Origin of the sequence: Ktedonobacter racemifer DSM 44963 (genome assembly GCF_000178855.1) — a bacterium.
In the GTDB taxonomy this organism is placed as follows: domain Bacteria; phylum Chloroflexota; class Ktedonobacteria; order Ktedonobacterales; family Ktedonobacteraceae; genus Ktedonobacter; species Ktedonobacter racemifer.
This window is the reverse complement of record NZ_ADVG01000004.1, coordinates 2145403-2165490: the sequence shown is the minus strand read 5'-3', so window position 1 is coordinate 2165490 and position 20088 is coordinate 2145403. Positions and strand designations below refer to the sequence as shown.

General features: G+C 54.8%; 16 protein-coding genes and 1 pseudogene. 10 read left to right on the top strand and 7 right to left on the bottom strand.

The features are described 5' to 3' along the window. Positions 1–40: 40 nt before the first annotated feature. Both KRAC_RS51180 and KRAC_RS51175 read right to left on the bottom strand, forming a co-directional pair. Positions 41–739: a response regulator transcription factor gene (locus KRAC_RS51180; protein ID WP_007920834.1), complete on the bottom strand. Its 699-nt coding sequence runs from the start codon at positions 737–739 to the stop codon at positions 41–43. 19 nt (positions 740–758) lie between these two features. After that, positions 759–3032: a sensor histidine kinase gene (locus KRAC_RS51175; RefSeq protein ID WP_007920832.1), complete on the bottom strand. Its 2274-nt coding sequence runs from the start codon at positions 3030–3032 to the stop codon at positions 759–761. Positions 3033–3265: 233 nt separating this feature from the next. On the opposite strand from KRAC_RS51175, the gene KRAC_RS51170 reads away from it, so the two are divergent. The 6 genes from KRAC_RS51170 (at position 3266) to KRAC_RS51145 (ending at position 10821) form a co-directional block, all read left to right on the top strand. Then, positions 3266–3709: a MarR family winged helix-turn-helix transcriptional regulator gene (locus tag KRAC_RS51170; protein WP_007920827.1), complete on the top strand. Its 444-nt coding sequence runs from the start codon at positions 3266–3268 to the stop codon at positions 3707–3709. A gap of 157 nt (positions 3710–3866) precedes the next feature. Continuing rightward, the gene (locus KRAC_RS51165; RefSeq protein WP_007904297.1) at positions 3867–5246 is read left to right on the top strand and encodes an IS4 family transposase; all 1380 of its coding nucleotides are present in this window, start codon (positions 3867–3869) and stop codon (positions 5244–5246) included. 166 nt (positions 5247–5412) lie between these two features. Then, positions 5413–7011: a hypothetical protein gene (locus KRAC_RS51160; RefSeq protein ID WP_007920825.1), complete on the top strand. Its 1599-nt coding sequence runs from the start codon at positions 5413–5415 to the stop codon at positions 7009–7011. Positions 7012–7215: 204 nt separating this feature from the next. Then, entirely contained in the window at positions 7216–7566 is a 351-nt protein-coding gene (locus tag KRAC_RS51155; protein ID WP_007920824.1) for an ester cyclase, read from the top strand. 290 nt (positions 7567–7856) lie between these two features. Beyond that, positions 7857–9251 (top strand): MFS transporter, encoded by a 1395-nt coding sequence (locus tag KRAC_RS51150; RefSeq protein WP_007920823.1) that lies wholly within the window; start codon positions 7857–7859, stop codon positions 9249–9251. 238 nt (positions 9252–9489) lie between these two features. After that, complete coding sequence (locus tag KRAC_RS51145; protein ID WP_040447510.1) at positions 9490–10821, top strand: MFS transporter; 1332 nt, start codon at positions 9490–9492, stop codon at positions 10819–10821. A gap of 32 nt (positions 10822–10853) precedes the next feature. Here KRAC_RS51145 and KRAC_RS51140 read toward each other — a convergent pair whose 3' ends face one another. Then, complete coding sequence (locus KRAC_RS51140; RefSeq protein ID WP_007920817.1) at positions 10854–11744, bottom strand: LysR family transcriptional regulator; 891 nt, start codon at positions 11742–11744, stop codon at positions 10854–10856. A gap of 178 nt (positions 11745–11922) precedes the next feature. Between KRAC_RS51140 and KRAC_RS64245 the strand changes: the two genes are divergently transcribed. Next, positions 11923–12531, top strand: a complete 609-nt coding sequence (locus KRAC_RS64245) for a transposase (protein ID WP_007920816.1) — start codon at positions 11923–11925, stop codon at positions 12529–12531. Between the two features lie 142 nt (positions 12532–12673). Here the strand turns inward: KRAC_RS64245 and KRAC_RS51130 are convergent, their stop codons facing one another. From KRAC_RS51130 to KRAC_RS51115, 3 genes are all read right to left on the bottom strand, one after another. Further along, on the bottom strand, positions 12674–13135 hold the full coding sequence (locus KRAC_RS51130; RefSeq protein WP_007920815.1) for a cupin domain-containing protein: 462 nt from the start codon (positions 13133–13135) through the stop codon (positions 12674–12676). 184 nt (positions 13136–13319) lie between these two features. Beyond that, positions 13320–14486: an oxalate decarboxylase family bicupin gene (locus tag KRAC_RS51120; protein ID WP_007920807.1), complete on the bottom strand. Its 1167-nt coding sequence runs from the start codon at positions 14484–14486 to the stop codon at positions 13320–13322. Between the two features lie 812 nt (positions 14487–15298). Beyond that, complete coding sequence (locus tag KRAC_RS51115) at positions 15299–15835, bottom strand: LysR family transcriptional regulator (RefSeq protein WP_007920804.1); 537 nt, start codon at positions 15833–15835, stop codon at positions 15299–15301. Between the two features lie 140 nt (positions 15836–15975). On the opposite strand from KRAC_RS51115, the gene KRAC_RS51110 reads away from it, so the two are divergent. Next, entirely contained in the window at positions 15976–17535 is a 1560-nt protein-coding gene (locus KRAC_RS51110) for an MFS transporter (RefSeq protein WP_157508066.1), read from the top strand. A gap of 504 nt (positions 17536–18039) precedes the next feature. Continuing rightward, on the top strand, positions 18040–18465 hold the full coding sequence (locus tag KRAC_RS73030) for a hypothetical protein (RefSeq protein ID WP_157508064.1): 426 nt from the start codon (positions 18040–18042) through the stop codon (positions 18463–18465). A 360-nt stretch (positions 18466–18825) separates the two neighbouring features. On the opposite strand, the gene KRAC_RS51095 is transcribed toward KRAC_RS73030, so the two are convergent. Next, positions 18826–19218: a transposase gene (locus KRAC_RS51095; RefSeq protein ID WP_169461052.1), complete on the bottom strand. Its 393-nt coding sequence runs from the start codon at positions 19216–19218 to the stop codon at positions 18826–18828. 41 nt (positions 19219–19259) lie between these two features. Between KRAC_RS51095 and KRAC_RS51090 the strand changes: the two are divergent. Further along, a pseudogene (locus tag KRAC_RS51090) lies at positions 19260–20075 on the top strand (IS5 family transposase). Positions 20076–20088: the final 13 nt, after the last annotated feature.

The window sequence follows — 20088 nt, the reverse complement described above, 5'->3', positions numbered from 1 at the left end:
TTAAGCGTCTTTCATAGGTCCTCCCCAAAAAACGCCTGCCCTAGCTGGTCATATAGTACCCAATACCTGGCTCGGTCATGATATGCGTTGGGCGAGAGGGATTGGCCTCCAGTTTGCGCCGCAGGCGTCCAATATAGACACGCAAATATTCGGACTCGCTGCGATACTCTACTCCCCACACCCGGCGTAATAGTGCCTCATGAGTAAAGATTTTCCCTGGATGCAGGGCCAGTTCCTGCAGCAGGTGAAACTCGGTTGGCGAGAGCTTGACGGGATCGCCGTCGCGCCAGACCTGCTTCTGCTCAAAGTCGATCTCCAGGCCGCCAAAGCGCTTCACGCCAGCCGAGACAGGCACTTCATCAAACGCCCAGTGACTTCGTCTGAGCACAGCCTTCACTCGTGCCATCAATTCGCCCACGCTAAAGGGCTTCGTCAAATAATCATCGGCGCCCTGATCCAGGGCCGCGATTTTGTCGGCGTCCTCTCCTAACGCGGTTAACATGACTATGGGAACAGTGCTCTTCTGCCTGATACGGCGACAAACTTCTAAGCCATCCATGTTAGGCAACATGATATCCAGGATCACCAGGACCACGTTAGCCTGGTCAAAGTGCGCCAGGGCCTCTAATCCATCGCTGGCAAGCAAGACCTTGAAGGCACGCAATTCCAGGTTGCGCCGGATAAAATTGCGAATCCCCGGCTCGTCATCAACGACGAGAATATATTTCTCCTGTGGCATACAGTAACACCTCTCTGGGTTACAAAATATTGAGCAAGGCAAACGTGTCTGGCTGCGCGTCAGGAGGGTAAAGCACACGAGGCGGCAACCAGATATGAAAGGCTGCGCCTGTTGCTCCATCGGCCCGGTTCTCGGCCCAGATTCGCCCTCCATGTGCCTCGATAAAGCCACGACAAATGGCCAACCCCAGCCCCACACCACTGCTGCTACGTCTACGTCCACTATCAACCTGGTAGAAACGCTCAAAAATACGCTCGGTCAGATCCGCTGGAATACCGGCGCCATTATCAATCACACTCAGATAGAGTCCGCCCTTTACCTCGCCATCTTCCTGTTCATACCTGACCACGATCTCGATGAGCGCATCGGCGCCAGCATAGCGCCGGGCATTCTGGAGCAGGTTACGCAAAACCATCTCAATCCTCTTCCCATCTACGTCAATCAGAGAAGGTTTCACTGGCAGCCTGATTCGTACCTTTTCTCTTTCCTGTTCTGGCAGAGCGTGCTTGATTAATACATCGAGGGGATAGAGACCGGATGAGAGCTTGAGCGTCCCAGCCTCGATTTGCGACATATCCAACAGGCTCGTTACCAGCTCCGCCATACGATCAGTCTCAATTACAATCCCGCGCAGAAAATCCTCCTGTATAGCGCTCTCCATCTCAACATCGGTTTCAAGCAAGCTCGTAGCATAGCCTTTGATAGACGTTAACGGCGTTCTCAACTCGTGCGAAACGATGGCGAGCAGGTTCTTCTTGATAAGCTCCGCCTCGTTGGTACGCGTCACATCTTGAAAGACCTTTCCGCGTCCAATAAGCGCGTCTGCCTGGTCGCGCACCTGGAACACGCGCAGGCGAACAGCCCTGCGCACAGGTATATATTGTCCAATTGGATTATGGTAGCCGCGTACATAAAATTCAATCACATCGGGTCCGCTCCTGGTCTCGGCTGCATACACAGCTTGCTGGTACACATCGGGATCTTCAATCAGCGAGAGCAGTGCGTCCTGCGCCTTATGCTCATCGAAAATAGGGGGTAGGAGATCATTGGGCGAGAGACCCACAAACTGGGTAAAGCGCTGATTGGCATAGATGATATGCCCATCGGGAGCTTCGAGGAGCAGGCCTTCATTCATACTATGCATAATGGCGTCCAGGGTGTACAGGCGCGCCTGGCTTGTCGCATCGCTTTTGCGAAAGAGGTCATGTACCTCGTCCTCCATGGCGGAGAAGGCCGCGATGACCTGCCCAATCTCGTCGATACGCTCCCGCTCCCTGACAAGGAGTTTACCATCCATGACCTTCGCCTCCTGATCTGGCTTGATCATGATGACCGCCTGCGCCAACTTCTTCAGCGGCGCGACCACTCCCCCATGCATCGCGAACCAGAAAAAGCTGGCCCCGATAAGCACCATAAAGAGCGCGATACCCAGGCTATTACGAAAGCTCACGACTGTGGCAAATGTGCTGTCAGTTGGCCTCTGGATCACCACGGCCCAGTAACCACCGTCCAGACTGACAGGCATATAGCTATAGAGCCAATCGCGGTTAGACTCCTGCGCGATCAGGCTCCCCTGCCTCCCCTGTAAAGCCTCCTTCACTCCAGGCAATGACACGCGCGAATCGGCCGCGAAAGGCCCCTGTCCAGGCTGTACTATGGGATGGCCTTCGCGGTCGACCACCCAGGTACGCAGCTCGCCACTTGTATTCCATTGCTTCTCCATCGATAGCAGGCGCGCCGCCAGTTGCTCAAGCTGGAGGGTCACCAACATGGTCCCGACCACCTTTCCTCGATCATCACTAATGCGCCGTGCAAGCACGACCAGAGACCCACCTGAATTGAGACTAATACGACTGATAGAGATAAGTGATCCATTTGTCTGCACCGAAGGCAGGAAGTGGCGGCACAACTGGCTTTCACTCAAGTTGTGGGCCTGGCTCTCTGGCGACACAAGCAGCAGGTTTCCAGATACATCGCAGACCGCATAGAGATTGCTGGAGGGCTGCGAGAGTGCTGCCAGGGAGAAGGCAGCAGCGAGTTGCTGCCGATCAAGCCTCTTGGCTTCCTGGCTATAAGATAGGGTGGTATCAATATTTATCGCGGGGCCAATAATCGATTCGACATCAAGGGCAACTGCCTGGGCAAGACTCAAATCCGCGCGCGTGGCATTCTGCTGGAGCGCGTTGCGCTGAAAGAGATACAACTCGACACCGCCCAACAGCAAGGGTAGCAAAAATAAGCAATAGAAGACAAGTAGTTGCAATGTGATGCTTCGTTCAAGTAATCGCAGCATAATCATCCTCGCCAGGGCTGGCCCTAAACATCCCGCCTCAGTATGCTTAGTATGCCGGAAACATCTATGTATTGCAATCCTCTCCCTATAGTCACCTTCCAACTTGTCAGGGTATTTCATTGATCTTATCAACTATTGACAATATCAATAGTTGATGATATAAATACTTTGACCGCAGTTAGTTTCTTCTCATAGGAAGCGCGTTGGATTAGTGCTTGGAGGTAACGCAAGTTATGGATACTCTTGAGGATACTCTCTTTCGACAATTGTCATACGCCTGTTCTGAAGCCAAGCAGACCTTCGCTCAACATCTTGGTATGAGTCAGGCACGATGGCAACTCCTGATGCTTTTGGAGCGTCAGGGCGAGATTAGCCATGCTGATCTCCAGCAACATTTATTGCTTGATGGCGCCACGATTACCCGCCTAGTCAAGCAGTTTGAGGCAGAAGGAGTACTCAGTCGTCGCCTCGATCCACAGAATAATCGCTACACGCTCGTCTCTTTGACTCCTTCCGGGCATGCGATCACCGCTGGAATTCGCGCAACACACAGCGAGTTTCAGACACGATTGCTCGATGGCATCACCAGGGAAGAGCGGGAAGCCATGTTGCAAGCCCTTGAACGGTTGCGTACAAACATACGCCTTATCCAGCAAGAAGACCTAGGGCATGAATGAGTTCTCCTTTCTGGATCTGATGTTAGGAGAAAAAGACATCGCTCAAACGTCAAAACGACGGGTGCAACACAACAGACTTTACAGAGAACATGGCGAGAAAGCCCCGGTCTTGATGCCTGTCTTTTACCCACAATTTACAATCGTATAGAATGGAGAGATGAAAACGCAAGAGATTCTGGACCCAGAGCAATGGGCAGAAGCTACCTTTGGACAGACGCAACTGAAAGACATGCGCCGCACGAGGCGGGCCGTGACGACAGCGGCTCACATGGCCGAGGAGCCCGCAGCCTCGCTGCCAGCCCAGGCGCAGACCTGGAAAGATGCAAAAGCCGTGTATCGACTGCTTGATGAACCCAATGTCACCTTTGATGCGCTGATGCAACCCCATTGGCAACAGACACGCCTGCGCATGGATACCTTGCCACTTGTGTTGCTGGTACAGGATACGACGGACCTGGATTTGAGCCATCGGCGCAAAATGAGCGGCTTGGGAGAAATCGGCAATGGGAATGGGCGTGGGATGTACCTGCAAACCGTCCTGGCCGTTGAACCGGACAGCCGGGCGGTGCTGGGGTGTGCCTATCAATGTCCCTTCATTCGCATTCCTGCACCCAAAGGCGAAACTCGAGCGCAGCGGTGCAGGCGCGAGAAAGAAACCGATATCTGGCACCAATGTGTCCAGCACATTGGACCCTCTCCCGCATCGAGTGTGCGGGTGCAGGTAGCAGATCGTGGAGCCGATATCTTTGAGTTCCTGCACGTTTGCCGAAGCATCGATACGCACTTTGTTGTGCGTGCGACGCAAGATCGGCGTGTTCAAACCCAGGAGGGAACGCTCGGGTATCTCTTTGAGCAGGTCCGTTCGCAGCCAAGTTCGGACGTGCGTCCGTTTGATCTTCCCGCTCGGCATGGGCACCAGGCTCGTTCTACCACGTTGTATCTGTCGTGGACCTCTCTTGAACTGCTGCCACCGCGCAATGATAGCCGTCTCAACAAACTTCCTCCCTTGCCTGTCTGGGTCATTCGGGTGTGGGAAGAAGGGGCTCCAAAAGGCGAAGAGCCGCTCGAATGGATTCTGTTGACCTCTCTGGTCGGGACAACTTGTGAGCAAGCCTGGCAACGGGTCGAGTGGTATCGCGCTCGCTGGCGGGTGGAGGACTATCACCATTGCCTCAAAACGGGATGTCGTATCGAAGAGCGGCAAGTCCAAAGCGCCGAGCGCCTGATCCGCTTGCTGGGAATGCTCTCTCCTCTCGCCGTGCGTTTGTTGCAAGTGCGTGATCTCTCCCGTCAAGCGCCAGAAAGCCCGGCCCATGAGGTCATCGAGCCAGAAACGCTCACGATCCTGGCTGCTCACGTCGGTCTCTTGCCTTCCACCATGACGGTTGAGACCTTCTGGACAGAGATTGCGCGCATGGGAGGGTTCTTGGCGCGTCGAGGTGACGGGCCTCCTGGCTGGAAAACCCTTTGGAAGGGCTGGCTCCACTTGCAGGCACTGCTTGAGGGCGCTCATTTGGCTTTTCACCTCCGTTTGTAAAATGTGGGTAAAAGACAGGTCTTGATGCCGGGGATGAATCGCCACTCCCGCGTGAGCGTGAGGGCCGGAAAAAGCCAGCCTTCTAGAACTTGTGTTCTTCCCGACTCTCTGGTACAATAGCCGTGTGAGGATCGATCGCACGTATGAGATTGAAGGAGGAGCGGGTATGCCAAAGACATGCCGGGGACAACGCAAGAAGAAGGAACAGCAGGAGAAACGGCCTGCCACTCCCACCTTCCTGCTCGAACTGCCTCTGGTCGTCGATGCAGGGCAAGCCTCCCGCTTGCGTGCCCATTTGGAAGCTGCTCGTCAACTCTACAATGCCATCCTCTCCCAAGGCCAAAAGCGCTTGCGTCGCATGCGCGCTGACCCTGCCTGGCACGTGGCTCGTACCATTCCTCGCACCCAGAAAGCCGAACGGGCCGCTGCCTTCTCCGCCTTGCGCAAAGCGTATGGCTTCACCGAAGCCGCGTTGCATGAAGCCGTCAAAGGATTACGCGTCGGCTGGATTGCCGAGCATATCGAGGCGGTCCTCGCGCAAACCCTGGCGACCCGTGCCTATCGCGCCCTCAACCGCGTCTGCCTGGGCCAAGCCAGGCGGGTGCGTTTCAAAAGCCGAGGACGCGGCTTCTCCAGCATCGAGAACAAACGCAACGATACCAGCCTGCACTTTGTGTTGCAACCACCCGAGGAGGGAAACGCAGGGTCTCTGCTCTGGAACGGAGACCAGTTGCCCGCTCTCATCGATTGGAAGGATGAAGTCGTGACCCATGGGCTCAGGCACCGCATCAAGTACGCTCGCCTCATCCAACGTCCCGCCAGCAGCCCCAGAGCGGCGGGCGCTGATGCCCAGGGCTATCGCTACGTCGTGCAGTTGGCTCTGGAAGGCAAACCCCACCGAAAGAAAAAACACACGGTTGGCAAGAGTATCGTTGGCGGTGACCTTGGTCCCTCCACCCTGGCCCTCTTCCCCCAGGAGGGAGAGGCGAGCCTGGAGGTGTTCTGCGCGGAACTGGCTCCTGAGGCCTGTGCCATTCGTCGCTTGCAACGGCAAATGGAGCGGCAACGAAGGGCGGCCAATCCTGAGCACTACGACGAAAAGGGGCGCATCAAAAAGCAAGGCAAGAAGAAGCTGCGGTGGAAACAGAGCAAGCGCTACCAGGTCACCCGACGACGCAAGGCGACCAAAGAGCGCAAGTTGGCAGCGCACCGCAAGAGCCTGCATGGGCGCAAAGTGCATCAGGTAGTGAAGCTTGGCAGCACCATTATCATCGAAAAGATTTCCTACAAGGCATGGCAGAAGCAGTTTGGCAAGAGTGTGGGACTGAGATCACCTGGGATGTTTGTAGAGCTGTTGAGACGCACCGTTGCAAGCACGGGCGGCATCCTCGTCGAAGTTCCCACGCGCACGACGGCCCTGAGCCAATGGTGTCACGGATGTGGCAGACGGGTCAAGAAGCCGCTTTCTCAGCGCTGGCATCACTGTGCATGTGGCGTGGGGCCCGTGCAACGCGACCTGTATTCGGCGTTTCTTGCCGCCTCCCTCGATCCAGCAGATCCCATTCCCTCGTGTGCCCGATACCAGGAGTATTGGGAGGGTGCGGAGGCGCGCCTGCGGGCAGCACACGAGCGTACAGCACAACGCGCGAAAGAGGGGCAGATCTTGCCCCGAAGCTTGGGGGTGACTCGAGCCAGAGCGCGTCTGCCGAAAAGTCTGAGGGAACCCACACAAGAGCCAGCCTCTCTAGGAAGGCTGGAAGCGTGAACGGAACGCTCAGACCCCCCGCTGCTTTCGCACGGGGAGTCTTCAGAGGAAGGGCTTATCCATCTCTTCCACAAAGAAAAAGGTACAAATGGAAGATCTTACAGCAGAACACCAACAAATTACTCGTGGCGCCACCACACTGCACTATTGGCTGGCAGGACCGACTGATCGCCCGTTAGTGGTTTTTACACAAGGAGATTTCAAATGACAGCAGCAGACACCAGGGCTTTAGGATACCGTGTCTATGAAGCCATTAATGCGAGAAACATTGCGGCATTGGAGGAACTCTTTGATCCACGCGTCATCAGGCATGCAACAGGAGAAATAGGCATCGAGAGCGTAAAAAATGCTGTAGCGCATGCCTTTCCTACAACCTTTCCTGATAAGTGCTTCGTGGTCGAAGATGTACTGGTTGAAGGTGACAAGGCAGCTCTTCGAGTGACTGTTCATGGCGTCCCGGTGGCTTCAGGACAGCCTCAGCCCGTCATCATAGAGATCTTTCGGATCGAAAACGGACGTGTTGCTGAAGTATGGGGTGCTGGTACCTCGCGTTAGCCCAAGTCTAATTCATTCCCCAGATAACAGAGTGCCAATCGTGGAAACGCACCAGTGATGCCTTGCCTACCCTGTTGTGGATGAGATATCTCTACACATACTTCATGATTATGAGACGGCTTATCCACAGCAGAGTTATGCTGTTTTCTCCGTTGCCATTTCAATGTTTATATTTTTGTTTATATTCTCTTGCCTTTGTTTACGTGATATTTACCCTCCGGCCTCTACACTTAGCATAATCAAGTACAGTGTTGTACAGCAGAGCTTATTTATTCGCACTGGAGGGAAATATGGCGACGGCCAATGACAACATCGCACGCTCACGCATGGGACCTGTTATCTTTTCAAGCACTCTGGGCACAGCTATTGAATGGTATGATTTCTTCCTCTATGGAACGATGGCGACCCTCGTCTTCCCTAAGCTTTTCTTTCCTGGCTCGAACCAGGTAGTTGGTACCCTCCTATCTTTGTTCACCTTCCTGGTTGGCTTTATCGCACGCCCCTTTGGAGGTGCGCTCTTTGGCCACCTCGGTGACCGCATCGGTCGCAAATCCACACTTATCGCGACGCTCTTGTTGATGGGTATCTCGACGCTGCTCATCGGTTTCTTGCCTGGCTATACGGCGATAGGCATTGCCGCACCCGTGATCCTTGTGCTGCTGCGCCTGGGTCAGGGTCTGGGTGTAGGCGGCGAGTGGGGTGGCTCGGTCCTGCTGGCGCTTGAATATGGTCATAAAGAACGCAGAGGCTTCTGGGCCAGCTGGCCACAGATGGGCGCCCCCCTTGGCCTGGTGCTCTCCACTGTCGTGGCCAACATCGTCCAGTCCTCTACAGGAGCCAGCTTCCTCGACTGGGGTTGGCGCATCCCCTTCTTTGTCAGCGCACTCCTGATCATCGTCGGCCTCTACATCCGCTTAAGCGTGCTGGAGACCCCGCTTTTCGCGCAGCTCAAAGAGCAGAAGCGTGAAGCCAAAGCTCCGCTCGTCGAGGCTTTCCGCTACAGCACACCCGAGATCCTGCTCAGCGCGGGCTCCCGCTTCATTGAGCAGGCGCCTTTCTACCTGTTCGTAACCTTTGTCATCACCTATGGCCTGGATAAACTGGCCCTGGATAAGACGTTTATCCTCAACGCCATCACAGTCGGCTCCATTCTGGAGATGATCACCATCCCACTCTTTGGTCACCTCTCCGACCGCTTCGGGCGGCGCAAATGGTACCTGATCGGCTGCGTGCTTATGGCGCTTTTTGCCTTCCCGTACTTCTTGTTGATGAACGCCGGAACGGTTACCTTCTTCATCGCGGTCGTTCTCTCTCTCGCTATCTTCCACTCCTGGGTCTATGGTCCACAGGCGGCGCTCATCGCCGAGCGCTTTGGCACCCGCTCTCGCTATAGCGGTGCCTCGCTTGGCTACCAGCTAGCCGCGCCCTTCGCTGGTGGCCTGGCTCCGATCATCGCCCTCTTGCTCTTGACCGGTAAGAACAACCTCTCTGCCCTTGGTCTGAGCAAAGTCGTAGTCAACATCGGAACGGGTTCCTGGCAGGCGGTCGCAATCTACATGGTCGTACTTGCCGTCATCTCCTTTGCCTCGGTTCTGGGCCTTAAGGAAATGACAAAATCAGATATCTCAGGTGCCGAGGCGCCTACAGCCAATGAGCCTGAGATAACCCTGGCTCCCGCCGATTAACATTACCACGTCCGGCATAAGTTTTCGCGCCTGCGGCGCTCATAGGTAAGCGATGGTGGTGTGATGGATGGGCAATTGCCCATCCATCACACCACCATCGCTTACCAGAGGCGAGCTTGCGAGCCAAGAAGCCCAGTTGACGCAGACACAAGTATTGACGAAATGCATGTACCTCTGGTATGAATGTCATCAAGAAGACGTATACGAACTATTTCTAGCCGGAAGAAGGTGCAGCACAGTGGCATTACCTGCGAAAAACACGACGCCTATCACCTTTCGTGAGATGCTGCCCCTGATCAGCGCCAGCACTATTGGCGCCTCTATCGAGTGGTTTAATTTCTTTCTGTATGGCTTCCTGGCGGTGACGGTCTTTCCCCAGCTTTTCTTTCCAACACTCGATCCCTCTGCCGGCGCCATCGCGGCCTTCACGACCAACTTTGTGGGCTTTGCCGCCCGCCCTATTGGCGGAGCCTTCTTCGGCTGGTTTGGTGACCGCATTGGTCGCAAGTCTACCCTGGTCGCGACCCTCTTGCTCATGGGCACAGCTACGATCTTGATGGGCATTTTGCCAGGTTACGCGGAAATCGGGATCGCGGCCCCCATCCTGCTCTCGCTGCTCCGCTTCCTTCAAGGTATGGCCCTTGGTGGAGAATGGAGCGGCTCAATCCTCCTATGTATGGAACATGGTGATGATCAGAGGCGCGGCTTCTGGACAAGCTGGCCGCAGACAAGCGTGCCTATTGGCCTGGCCCTCTCCGCGCTCGCCGTGCTGCTCTTTCAGCAGCTCTATCCAGGTGAGGCCTTCACCAGCATCGGCTGGCGCATCCCCTGCCTCATGAGTTCTGCGCTGATAATCATTGGTCTGTACATCCGCTTGCACATCCCAGAGACTCCAGCCTTTCAGCGTATTAAAGGGGCGCAGCAGATCGCTAAAGCGCCCCCGCTTGAGGTTCTTTATTATCACTGGCGCGTGGTTTGCCTGTGCGCCCTGCTCCGTTCAGCCGAGAATGCTCCCTTCTACCTCTTTACCGTGTTTGTACTCTCTTATGGGGCCAACGTCATCCAGCTAGATTCCAGCCTTCTCTATACCGGGATCTTCTTTTCGGCAATCATTACCTTCGTCACCATCCCTATTTTTGCCCTCATCTCTGACCACATTGGACGCAAGCGCTGGTTCATGTTGGGCGTGATTCTTATGGCACTCTTCGCCGTTCCTTATTTTGCCTTGCTTCAATCTAGAAATCCGCTCCTGGTGGTCTTCGCCATCGTCTTCTCCATCGGCATCTGCATTAGCTGGCTCTATGGACCGGAGGCAAGCTTGATCGCGGAGCACTTTGGCCCCCGTTTGCGCTACAGTGGCGCCTCACTGGGTTATCAACTGGCTTCTATCACAGCGGGGGGGCCAGCGCCTATCATCGCTACCTACCTGCTCTCACTCCACAGCCCGCTTACTGCTGACCTTCCACCCTATATACTCATTGCCTTCTATATAATGTGTATGGCAGTCATCTCACTTCTGGCCGCCCTCTCACTCAAAGAGTATGCTGGCCAACAACCTGCGGATGACTGAGACACGAAACAAGCTTCTAGCCCACACGCTACCTAGTGGAGGTCTGGTGTCGCCTCACGCGCCACCGAGAGAAAATTTTGGATAAGCCTGGAATGGGCATCGCTCCGCCAGGCCACAGCCACCTCCGTTATGGGCGCCTCACCCTCCAGTTCGCGATAAACCACGCCCTGGCTACGAATATTTTGCGTCGAGAGGGGCACCAGGGAGACGCCAATGCCAGCGGCAACCATACCCACAATGGCATGCATCTGCGTGACCTCCTGCACGACATTGGGCGTAAAACCATAGCCCAGGCATAGCTTCATGAGGTACACATGATAGCCCGATCCCTGTTGACGAGATTGCAAGACAAAGGGCTCCTGCGCCAGCAAAGTGCCTGGAATTCGCTCATGGGCTGCTAACGGATGCCGCTCTGGCAGAACACAGACAATGGGTTCGCGCCGCACAACCTGTACGCTTACCCATGGCGCGTTAATAGGCAGGCGAATAAGTCCAATCTGGATGGCGCCCTCCTCTAAAGCACGCAATTGCTCATGCGTCGTCAATTCCCGCAGGGCTACCTCAACCTGCGGGAAGCGCTCACGAAACAGACGCAACATCAAGGGCAAGACATCATAGGTACTGGAGCTAATATAGCCAATAACGAGCCGCCCCGCCTCGCCACGGTGTGCCCTCTGGGCAGCCTGCTTCGCCTCCTGTACCTGGAGAAGCACCTTCCGTGCCGCATCAAGAAAGACGCTACCCGCATCCGTTAATTCTACCGAGCGCTTCGTTCGCCGGAAGAGTGGGAAGCCCAGCTCATCCTCCAACTGCTGAATCTGCTGACTCAATGATGGCTGCATAATTGATAAGCGCGTTGCGGCCCGCCCAAAGTGTAGCTCTTCAGCAACAGCCACAAAATAGCGTAAATGCCGTAGTTCCATTCTTGTAAATTCCCTCTCATAGATTTTACCTATTAATCTTACCAGATTTATCTATTGGACATATACATGCTGAGAATTTTACACTTAAATAACCACAGCGTATGCAAAAGCACCTATTAAAACACACATGGGAGATCTCTATGCCCTATAGCTATGAACAAGATACTGTGGATCACATATGCATGTTAAAGCATCTTCGCCTGCGACCCCAGTCCAGGAACCGCCTTATACAGCCATCGAGACCAATAAAGACCTTGAGACATCATCCCCTTCAGTCAATAAATGGATCATTCTGGCTCTGGCCGCATCGTCCAGCTTTATGACAACACTTGATGGCTCTATTATCAATATTGGTCTGCCTACTATCGCACGTACCTTTCATACCGGCATCAGTGGATCTACTGAGTGGATCATCATCGGTTATCTCGTCATCATTGCCGCGACCCTGCTTACCTTTGGTCGCCTGGCTGATATCCTTGGACGCGCAAGGCGCCGGTACGGTACGATTCTGGTCGATCTCGAAACGCATCGGCTCTTGGGGCTCTTAGCCGACTGTGAGGCAGACACGGTGGCTGCTTGGTTCCGTCAGCATCCAAACGTGCAGATCGTCACGCGCGACCGCAGCCCAACTTTCTCTGATGCGATTCGACGCGGAGCTCCCCATGCGCTTTACATTGCTGACCGCTTCCATCTACACATGAACGCGATGACTTGTCTGGAAACCGTCCTGATGAGGGAACAGATCACACTCCGCTGGGTAGCTGCCACCCTGCGAGCGGAACGATGAATGACCGTTAGCTCCTGGCCAGTGCGCACAATAACCCATCGTGAAGGAATGTCTGCTGCGTTCACTTCTCTGTACAGCACAATGGGGTGGCACAGAGAAGTGAACGCACGGTGGGAAAAGCACGGGCACTTTTCGTCCTTCTTTATAGTATGGCATGTAGGTTATCATTGATAGCCTGCTGCGCGCTATCCGCCGGTTCTAGGTTGACGACAATCGGCTCCTGGCCGGTGCGCGCAATGACCCATTGCGAGGGGATGTCGCCGGCATTCATCTCTTTGTGTGGCACAAAAGGCGGCACGTAGATGAAATCGCCCGCTTCAGCATTGGCCTGGAACTCCAGATTATCGCCCCAGACCATCTGAATGCTCCCGGTGGCGACATAAATGACGGTCTCCTGCTCACCATGATGGTGTTTGCCAGTTCCGACGTGTGCCCGTACGTTTGTGACACCTGCCCATATGCCTTTGGTATCAGCTAACTTCTTGGTAACCGCTGCGACGCGCCGCATTCCGGCTGTCTGCGGTGTATGGCTATCAAACTGGTCGGGCTTGATGATACGCACTGCCCTTTCCCAGGGTGATTGTTCGGTTTGCTGTGAACTCATCTCTCTACACCTTCTCCCTTGCTGATTTCACACGCTGTCTGATATGAGACGGTTTCTGTCTGCTCGGTGGGTATTGGGGTGTAGCGCCAGGCACCTGGCGACGAGTTGCAGGCCTGATCCATTGGATGAGCGGGAAACTGGACTGGGCCGCCAGCGTACTGGTTGACTCCTCCCTCTGTGCGCCTCAAATGACGACTGGTTGCTTCTGTTTGTGCAGCGCATCCATGACCGTCTGGTTGAGATGCAGATGGTCCTGCACCAGGGCAGGGGTGGTCAACGCCATCCACTGATTCAGCGACACGTCAGCAAAGCGATTACTCTTGAACATCTCCAGGAAGCGCAGCGGCGTTTCACCCGTATTCTCAATATAGTGCCCCATGGCGAATGGGACATAGCCCACGTCCCCAGCCTGATAGTCGAACGTGCGAGCCTTGCCCCCGGACGCAAACACGGTCATACGCCCCTGGCCTTCGATATAATACTGCCATTCATCATTATTGGGGTGCCAGTGCAACTCCCGTAACCCGCCCGGCTCAACTTCCACCAGCGCCGTAGCAATCGTCGTTGAGGCGGGAAAGTTGGTCGAGTCAACGATGCGTACCATCCCACCCCTACTGCGAATCGGCTCCTGCTCCATCAACCGATAGGTGAAGCTCTGTGGTACAGTGCCGTTGGGTGCAGAGACCTTATCGGCAGATAACTCACCAGGTACGTTCCTCTGAAAAATATAGCGCTCATGCGCCGGGATGCTGGCAAAATTACTTTCTGCTACACCAAAGTTCTTTGCCAGGATCTCTTTGGGTGTGTGTGCGAACCAGTCCGTGATCAGGAAGGTCTCATTCTCGGAGAAACTGCCGTTATCGAACACTAACAGGAATTCGCAGCCCTCATTCAGACCCTGGATCGAGTGCGGGATGCCCGCGGGGAAGAACCAGAGGTCCCCTTCGCTGACATCCTCGATGAAGTTGCGCCCATCCTGATCCACCGCCGTCAGGCGGGCGCGACCGTTGAGCATGAGAGCCCATTCAGATTCCTTGTGCCAATGCAACTCTCGTACCCCGCCTGCGGTCAAGCGCATATTCACGCCCGCCATCGTGGTCGAGATGGGCAGCTCCCGCACCGTCACCTCGCGCGCCCAGCCTCCCTCAGAGAGCCGATTGTGCGCATTAGAAAACGAGAACTTCAGATTAGGAATCGTGCCAGCGTCAGTACGGGGCGGGGTTAGCAAATCGGGGTTCTGGAGGTCCAGCAAGACATTGCGCGGACCTGGATCGGTTGCTCCAGCTCCGTCTATCATCGGTTGGGGGACCTCATTGGTCTCTAAGGCGAGGTTCAGCGGTTGTTTCTTCATGCCTCTTATCCTTCCATGATGCGGTATCTATTGCTAGTAGCCCAAATTACATTGAGTGTATTGTGCTGCTGCTCGAGCACGGAAGTCAGATGCCAGAGGCCAGGTGCAAAATGTCTGCTCTCGTGCCTGAGTAGTGCCAGGTCTCTCACCCGCATGTACTTCTACTATACCTGCCCACCCAAAGCGTTGCGCCTGATACCCCTTATTTTGAATTCTTCAATTCACGCAAAGTGATACTGCAGGCTACCCCCTGAAGCAGGCTGCTCAGAGGGGGTAGCCTGCAGTATCACTTTTGGTGGAGCTGGTAATTGACCCGAAACCTTAGCTGGTTTTGCCTTCAAAGGTGGCTCTGGCCCAATTTAGGTGAATGATGAGCTTATCTTTCTGGCTTCTCGCATTTTTCGAGCTCGGATTCATGACATCGGCGAGCTTATTGAAGACCTTATCACCTAAATTGGGCCAGAGCCACCTTTCAGGGCATTTACCAGGAGCGGCAGTGCTTCAAAGCAATGGTGTGGGATGAATCAGCTTCTTTTGAGCTGTTCCTCGTTGTCTCCTGAGATCTGTTGAGGTTTTCCACCGAAAGTGAGCAAGACTCTCAAATCTGGCTCATGTTTCAGCTAATTTACCACAACCTTCCAAGTTTACTCACATTGTTAGGCCGATTTTCGGCCATTATCGGCGGGCTCCAATCAAGCTGCACGAGCTAGATCATGTCCACGATCACATTTATTTTTTTTCATGGCATCCTGGTGCTCAGCGGTGAGGTGATAGTCGGTATGGTCAGGGCAGCACCAACACCGACCATCACCTCACCGCTGACAGGTATTGTCCCCGCTGGCTGCCAGGAATGGTGAGCGGGTACTCAATACAATTCGCCAAGTTGGAGGCTCTTTAGTGGTCACGAACTTCTGGGCACGGCTCGCGCACCGAGAAATTTTCCTCGAGGGCCTGCAAGCCAGCCTCGTAATCGCGGCTCTGCTAGTAATCGCGACGGCGGCTATTACCTCAACATGAGGGAAACGCTCGCGAAAGAGACGCAGCATCAAGGGTAAAACATCATAGGTACTTGAGCTAATATAGCCGATTACCAATCGCCCCACCTCGCTACGGTGCGCCCGCTCGGCCTTCTGCACCTGAAGAAGTACCTGTTGGGCTGAGACGCTTCCCGCGTCTGTTAACTCGACCGAGCGCTTCGTTCGCCGGAAGAGTGGGAAGCCCAGTTCATCCTCTAATTGCTGAATCTGTTGGCTCAACGATGGCTGCATAATTGCTAAATGATTCGCCGCTCGCCCAAGGTGTAGCTCTTCAGCAACAGTCACAAAATAGCGTAAATGCCGTAGTTCCATTCTTGTAAATTCCCTCTCATAGATTTTACCTATTAATCTTACCAGATTTATCTATTGGACATATACATGCTGAGAATTTTATACTTAAATAACCACAGCGTATGCAAAAGCACTTATTAAAACACACATGGGAGATCTCTATGCCCTATAGCTATGAACAAGATACTGGATCACATATGCATGTTAAAGCATCTTCGCCTGCGACCCCAGTCCAGGAACCGCCTTATACAGCCATCGAGACCAATAAAGACCTTGAGACATCATCCCCTTCAGTCAATAAATGGATCATTCTGGCTCTGGCCGCATCGTCCAGCTTTATGACAACACTTGATGGCTCTATTATCAATATTGGTCTGCCTACTATCGCACGTACCTTTCATACCGGCATCAGTGGATCTACTGAGTGGATCATCATCGGTTATCTCGTCATCATTGCCGCGACCCTGCTTACCTTTGGCCGGCTGGCTGATATCCTTGGGCGCAAACCTATTTTCCTGGCGGGACTGGCTATTTTTGTCCTGGGATCAGCGCTCTGCGGACTGGCGCCCTCGCTGCTCTTTCTGATTATTGCGCGGCTCTTCCAGGGTATTGGGGGTGCGCTGATATTCTCCGTCAATATCGCTATGATTACCAGTACCTTTCCTGGTAACAAGCGGGGACTGGCCCTGGGGCTGAACGCGGTTGTGGTCTCGCTAGGAGTCGCCCTGGGGCCTACCCTTGGGGGCATTATTACGCAGTACCTGACCTGGCGCTGGATCTTCTATGTCAACGTTCCCGTTAGCCTGCTCATTATCCTTGCTGGCTGGCGCTTTTTTTATGAGCCACACTCCGAGAGCAAGCGACACGAGCGTTTCGATCCCCTGGGCGCACTGGTACTGGCTATAGCTCTTGCTTCACTGACCCTGGGCCTCTCCTTCGGCCAGGAGTGGGGCTGGACCTCTACCGCTACCCTTCTCGCCTTTGGCACAGGCGTTGTTATGCTGGGCCTGGGCGTCCTGGTCGAGTCACACGTAGTTCATCCCATCTTAAACCTGGAATTGCTGACCAATCGCACTTTTGTCTTCGCCAACATTAGCTTCATGCTCTGTATGATGGCCCTCTTCGCACCTGGCTTCCTGCTCCCCTTTTACTTTGAGCAGTTGCGCGGCTTCTCGACGATCCAGACTGGCCTCTTGCTTACGCCACTGCCACTCACCTTCGCCTTCGCGGCTCCCCTCAGCGGCACACTGGCGGACCGCCTGGGATCACGCTGGCTCTCGCCCATTGGCCTGACTATCGCCTGCTTTGGCCTCTTCTTGCTCAGCCAGATTAATGCGCAGAGCTCCCTCTGGGATATTCTCTGGCGCCTCGCCGTGACCGGCATTGGCCAGGGCATCTTTCAGTCGCCTAACACACGCACCATGATGGGCGCCGCGCCACTCCACGCGCAGGGTGAGGCATCTGGCCTACTGGCGACTGGACGCGTGATCGGCCAGAGCCTGAGCGTTGCCCTGACCGGCACGGTCTTTGCCGCCCTGGGTGGTACACTAGCGGGCACACTGCTCTCCTCGCCTCAGGCCCACAACTTCTCGCCAGCCCACGTCGAGGGCCTACAACACACCTTTGAGCAGGGCTTTCACGCAGCCTTCCTCGTCTGCGCTGGCTGCGCCGCCATCGGCATCTTCACCGCCCTTGCCCGTGGCAGCTATACCGCCAGGTGAGTTTATAAAGGCAGAAGCGGGAGGGCTCCCGTGCATGTAACAATCGGTTTTTTTGTGCTATTCGTGGTTCCTCCGCGAAAGAAGAGATACTGTGATTTGCCATTGATCTCGACCAGTTTGGACAAGATAGCCTCTTGTCCACTCTTGGTGCATATTGCCTGCTAGCTATGTGCCCACTTTTCCAAGATAGAGATCAGCAATCAAGCAGCATGCCCCAAGAGTGGACAAGAGGCGATTTATGGGCTCTCGGACTGGTTTGGTGGAGAACTGGTGTTCAAAAAATATGACTGATGTGAGAAAACAAGAGAAGGAAGATCTTTCTTGCTTCCGCACATTTGTCTTTCTCGGCTCTTTTCACATCACACGAACCTTCCAACTTCTCTCGAAATGGAAAGGAAGCAGTCCGAGCCAGGGACCTCAACGCTCCAGTGACGTCGTTTTCACCTGAAGAACTTTCTCCACCATTGTTGCCACAAGCTGAAGTTTTGGTGCCAAGTCGGGGACTTGCCATATCCTCCGTTCTATCCCGATAATCTCCTCATCCATGTTGAAGCGCTCAATCCAGCAATGCAGCCGCTTCATATGCGGGCAATAACGGTGTTCGGCAGCGAACCAGGTAATGTAGGCGTCTCGCAGGAGCTTGACCAACGGTTCGTGGAACAGCCAGCCATCGCCACGATGAACGCCCGCAGCCAATTCGCCTTGTTAGAAGGGGAAGTTGCGCGCGAGCGCCTCATGCGTCTTGTGAATCAACGCGTCGGGAAACAGCGCAAGCGCTGCGTGTGCCAAAGCACCGTCGCCATGAGCGTCGTCGAGAAGGACCCCATAGAAGAACCCGGAAACGGCGAAAAGCGGCAACGGCCAGACCGACTCTTGCCAGCCATCGCCGCGATGGATGTGCTCAAGCCAATTGTCGAACGTTTTCCTTGAGTGATGGACCACATCGACTTGACGGCCATCCACCCATAATTTGTCGAGCGCCAGGGACGCTTCATCGAATTGGACCGGCTCATGCCCCGAGTCGCACAAGAGAACCACCGGACGCTCCGAGCGTTGTGGTGGGCAGGCACGCTCCCAGACGAGATTGATGTCGAGGTCTGAGTCTTGCGAGAACCCAACAAATACCGACCCCTGCCCGTAGCCGAACGCAAAGCCTCCGATTCGACGATACTCGGCGATAACCTTGTGGGCTATGTGGCTTACATCTGTGCGGGCATTCCCTCTCGGCACATTCATTCCACGCTCATGCATATTCAACCCTCCTTTGCTTCGATGTGCTCCTTTTGTCGGTCAAGCAGCCGGCAAGAAGCGGTGTTGCAGGTAGGACAGCCCAGATCGGCCATACGCCTCCCGTTTGATGAGTTTCAAGCGGTTAATGTGTCCTTCTACAGGTCCCGTACTGTAGGGAAGAGTGAGTCCAGCAAGAATCGCGGCTTTGTCTCGCTCGATGCTACGGGCAAAAGTGAGGAATTGCCCAACCGAGGAACCCCGTACGTCTTTGAGCCAGTTCTCGAGTCCCTCGCCACTGTGGTGGCGAATGAGGTCTAAGAAGCCCCGAGTCAGCTCTCGTGCCTGTGCGAGGGTATCATCCATTTGCGTGATCTGATCCAGCCGCGCCTCGGCCTGCGGACTCAGCGTCCCTGGACGGGCCAGCATCCATCCGATCATCTGCCCAGGGGTCACATCTTCTAGAGGCTGTTATGAACAATAGTTAGACTAGGAGTATGGAAAGAAAAGCATACCCCAGCGATGTAAACGATGAAGAATGGAGTTTCGTGCCTCCTTACCTGACCTTGATGACCAAAGAAGCGCCATAACGAGAGCACGACCTGCGTGAGGTGTTCAACGGCTTGCGCTGGATTGTGCGCACCGGAGCGCAATGGCGCATGATGCCTCACGACTTGCCGCCTTGGGCTGCGGTCTATCAACAGACGCAACGCTGGCTCAGAAATGGCGTCTTTGAGGCCATTGTCAACGATCTGCGCGTCATCTTGCGCTTGGCCCAAGGGCGTCACGAGGAACCCTCGGCTGCCATCTTTGATAGCCGAACACTGCAATCGAGTCCAGAAAGCGGGCATCGAGCGGGCTACGATGGAGCCAAACGACGCACAAGCAGTAAAGTTCATGCGGCGGTCGACACCCTGGGCCATCTGCTGGCACTGCATGTGACGCCTGCTGACGAGCAGGATCGTACCCAGGTTGGCAAGCTGGCTACCAAGGTTCAAGACGTGACGGGTCAGCATGTGGAAGTCGCCTTTGTCGATCAAGGATACACCGGCGAGAATGCCGCCCAGGCCGCCCAAGACCAGGGGATGCGCCTGGAAGTGGTCAAGTTGCCCGAGGCCAAGCATGGCTTCGTGCTCTTGCCCCGCCGATGGGTCATGGAGCGCAGCTTTGCCTGGATGACTCGTTTTCGTCGCTTGGCACGCGATTATGAACGCTTGCCTGAGACGCTGACCGGTCTTCACCTGCTGGCCTTTACCGTTCTCATGCTTCATCGCTTTACTCTCTTGATGAGTCACTGCTCTTTCTGTTCATAACACCTTCTATGCA

Excerpts from the sequence above, each read along its gene's own strand:
- KRAC_RS51180 (WP_007920834.1), bottom strand. The coding sequence starts at position 739 with ATGCCACAGGAGAAATATATTCTCGTCGTTGATGACGAGCCGGGGATT.
- KRAC_RS51175 (WP_007920832.1), bottom strand. The coding sequence starts at position 3,032 with ATGCTGCGATTACTTGAACGAAGCATCACATTGCAACTACTTGTCTTC.
- KRAC_RS51170 (WP_007920827.1), top strand. The coding sequence starts at position 3,266 with ATGGATACTCTTGAGGATACTCTCTTTCGACAATTGTCATACGCCTGT.
- KRAC_RS51165 (WP_007904297.1), top strand. The coding sequence starts at position 3,867 with ATGAAAACGCAAGAGATTCTGGACCCAGAGCAATGGGCAGAAGCTACC.
- KRAC_RS51160 (WP_007920825.1), top strand. The coding sequence starts at position 5,413 with ATGCCAAAGACATGCCGGGGACAACGCAAGAAGAAGGAACAGCAGGAG.
- KRAC_RS51155 (WP_007920824.1), top strand. The coding sequence starts at position 7,216 with ATGACAGCAGCAGACACCAGGGCTTTAGGATACCGTGTCTATGAAGCC.
- KRAC_RS51150 (WP_007920823.1), top strand. The coding sequence starts at position 7,857 with ATGGCGACGGCCAATGACAACATCGCACGCTCACGCATGGGACCTGTT.
- KRAC_RS51140 (WP_007920817.1), bottom strand. The coding sequence starts at position 11,744 with ATGGAACTACGGCATTTACGCTATTTTGTGGCTGTTGCTGAAGAGCTA.
- KRAC_RS64245 (WP_007920816.1), top strand. The coding sequence starts at position 11,923 with ATGCATGTTAAAGCATCTTCGCCTGCGACCCCAGTCCAGGAACCGCCT.
- KRAC_RS51130 (WP_007920815.1), bottom strand. The coding sequence starts at position 13,135 with ATGAGTTCACAGCAAACCGAACAATCACCCTGGGAAAGGGCAGTGCGT.
- KRAC_RS51120 (WP_007920807.1), bottom strand. The coding sequence starts at position 14,486 with ATGAAGAAACAACCGCTGAACCTCGCCTTAGAGACCAATGAGGTCCCC.
- KRAC_RS51115 (WP_007920804.1), bottom strand. The coding sequence starts at position 15,835 with ATGGAACTACGGCATTTACGCTATTTTGTGACTGTTGCTGAAGAGCTA.
- KRAC_RS51110 (WP_157508066.1), top strand. The coding sequence starts at position 15,976 with ATGCCCTATAGCTATGAACAAGATACTGGATCACATATGCATGTTAAA.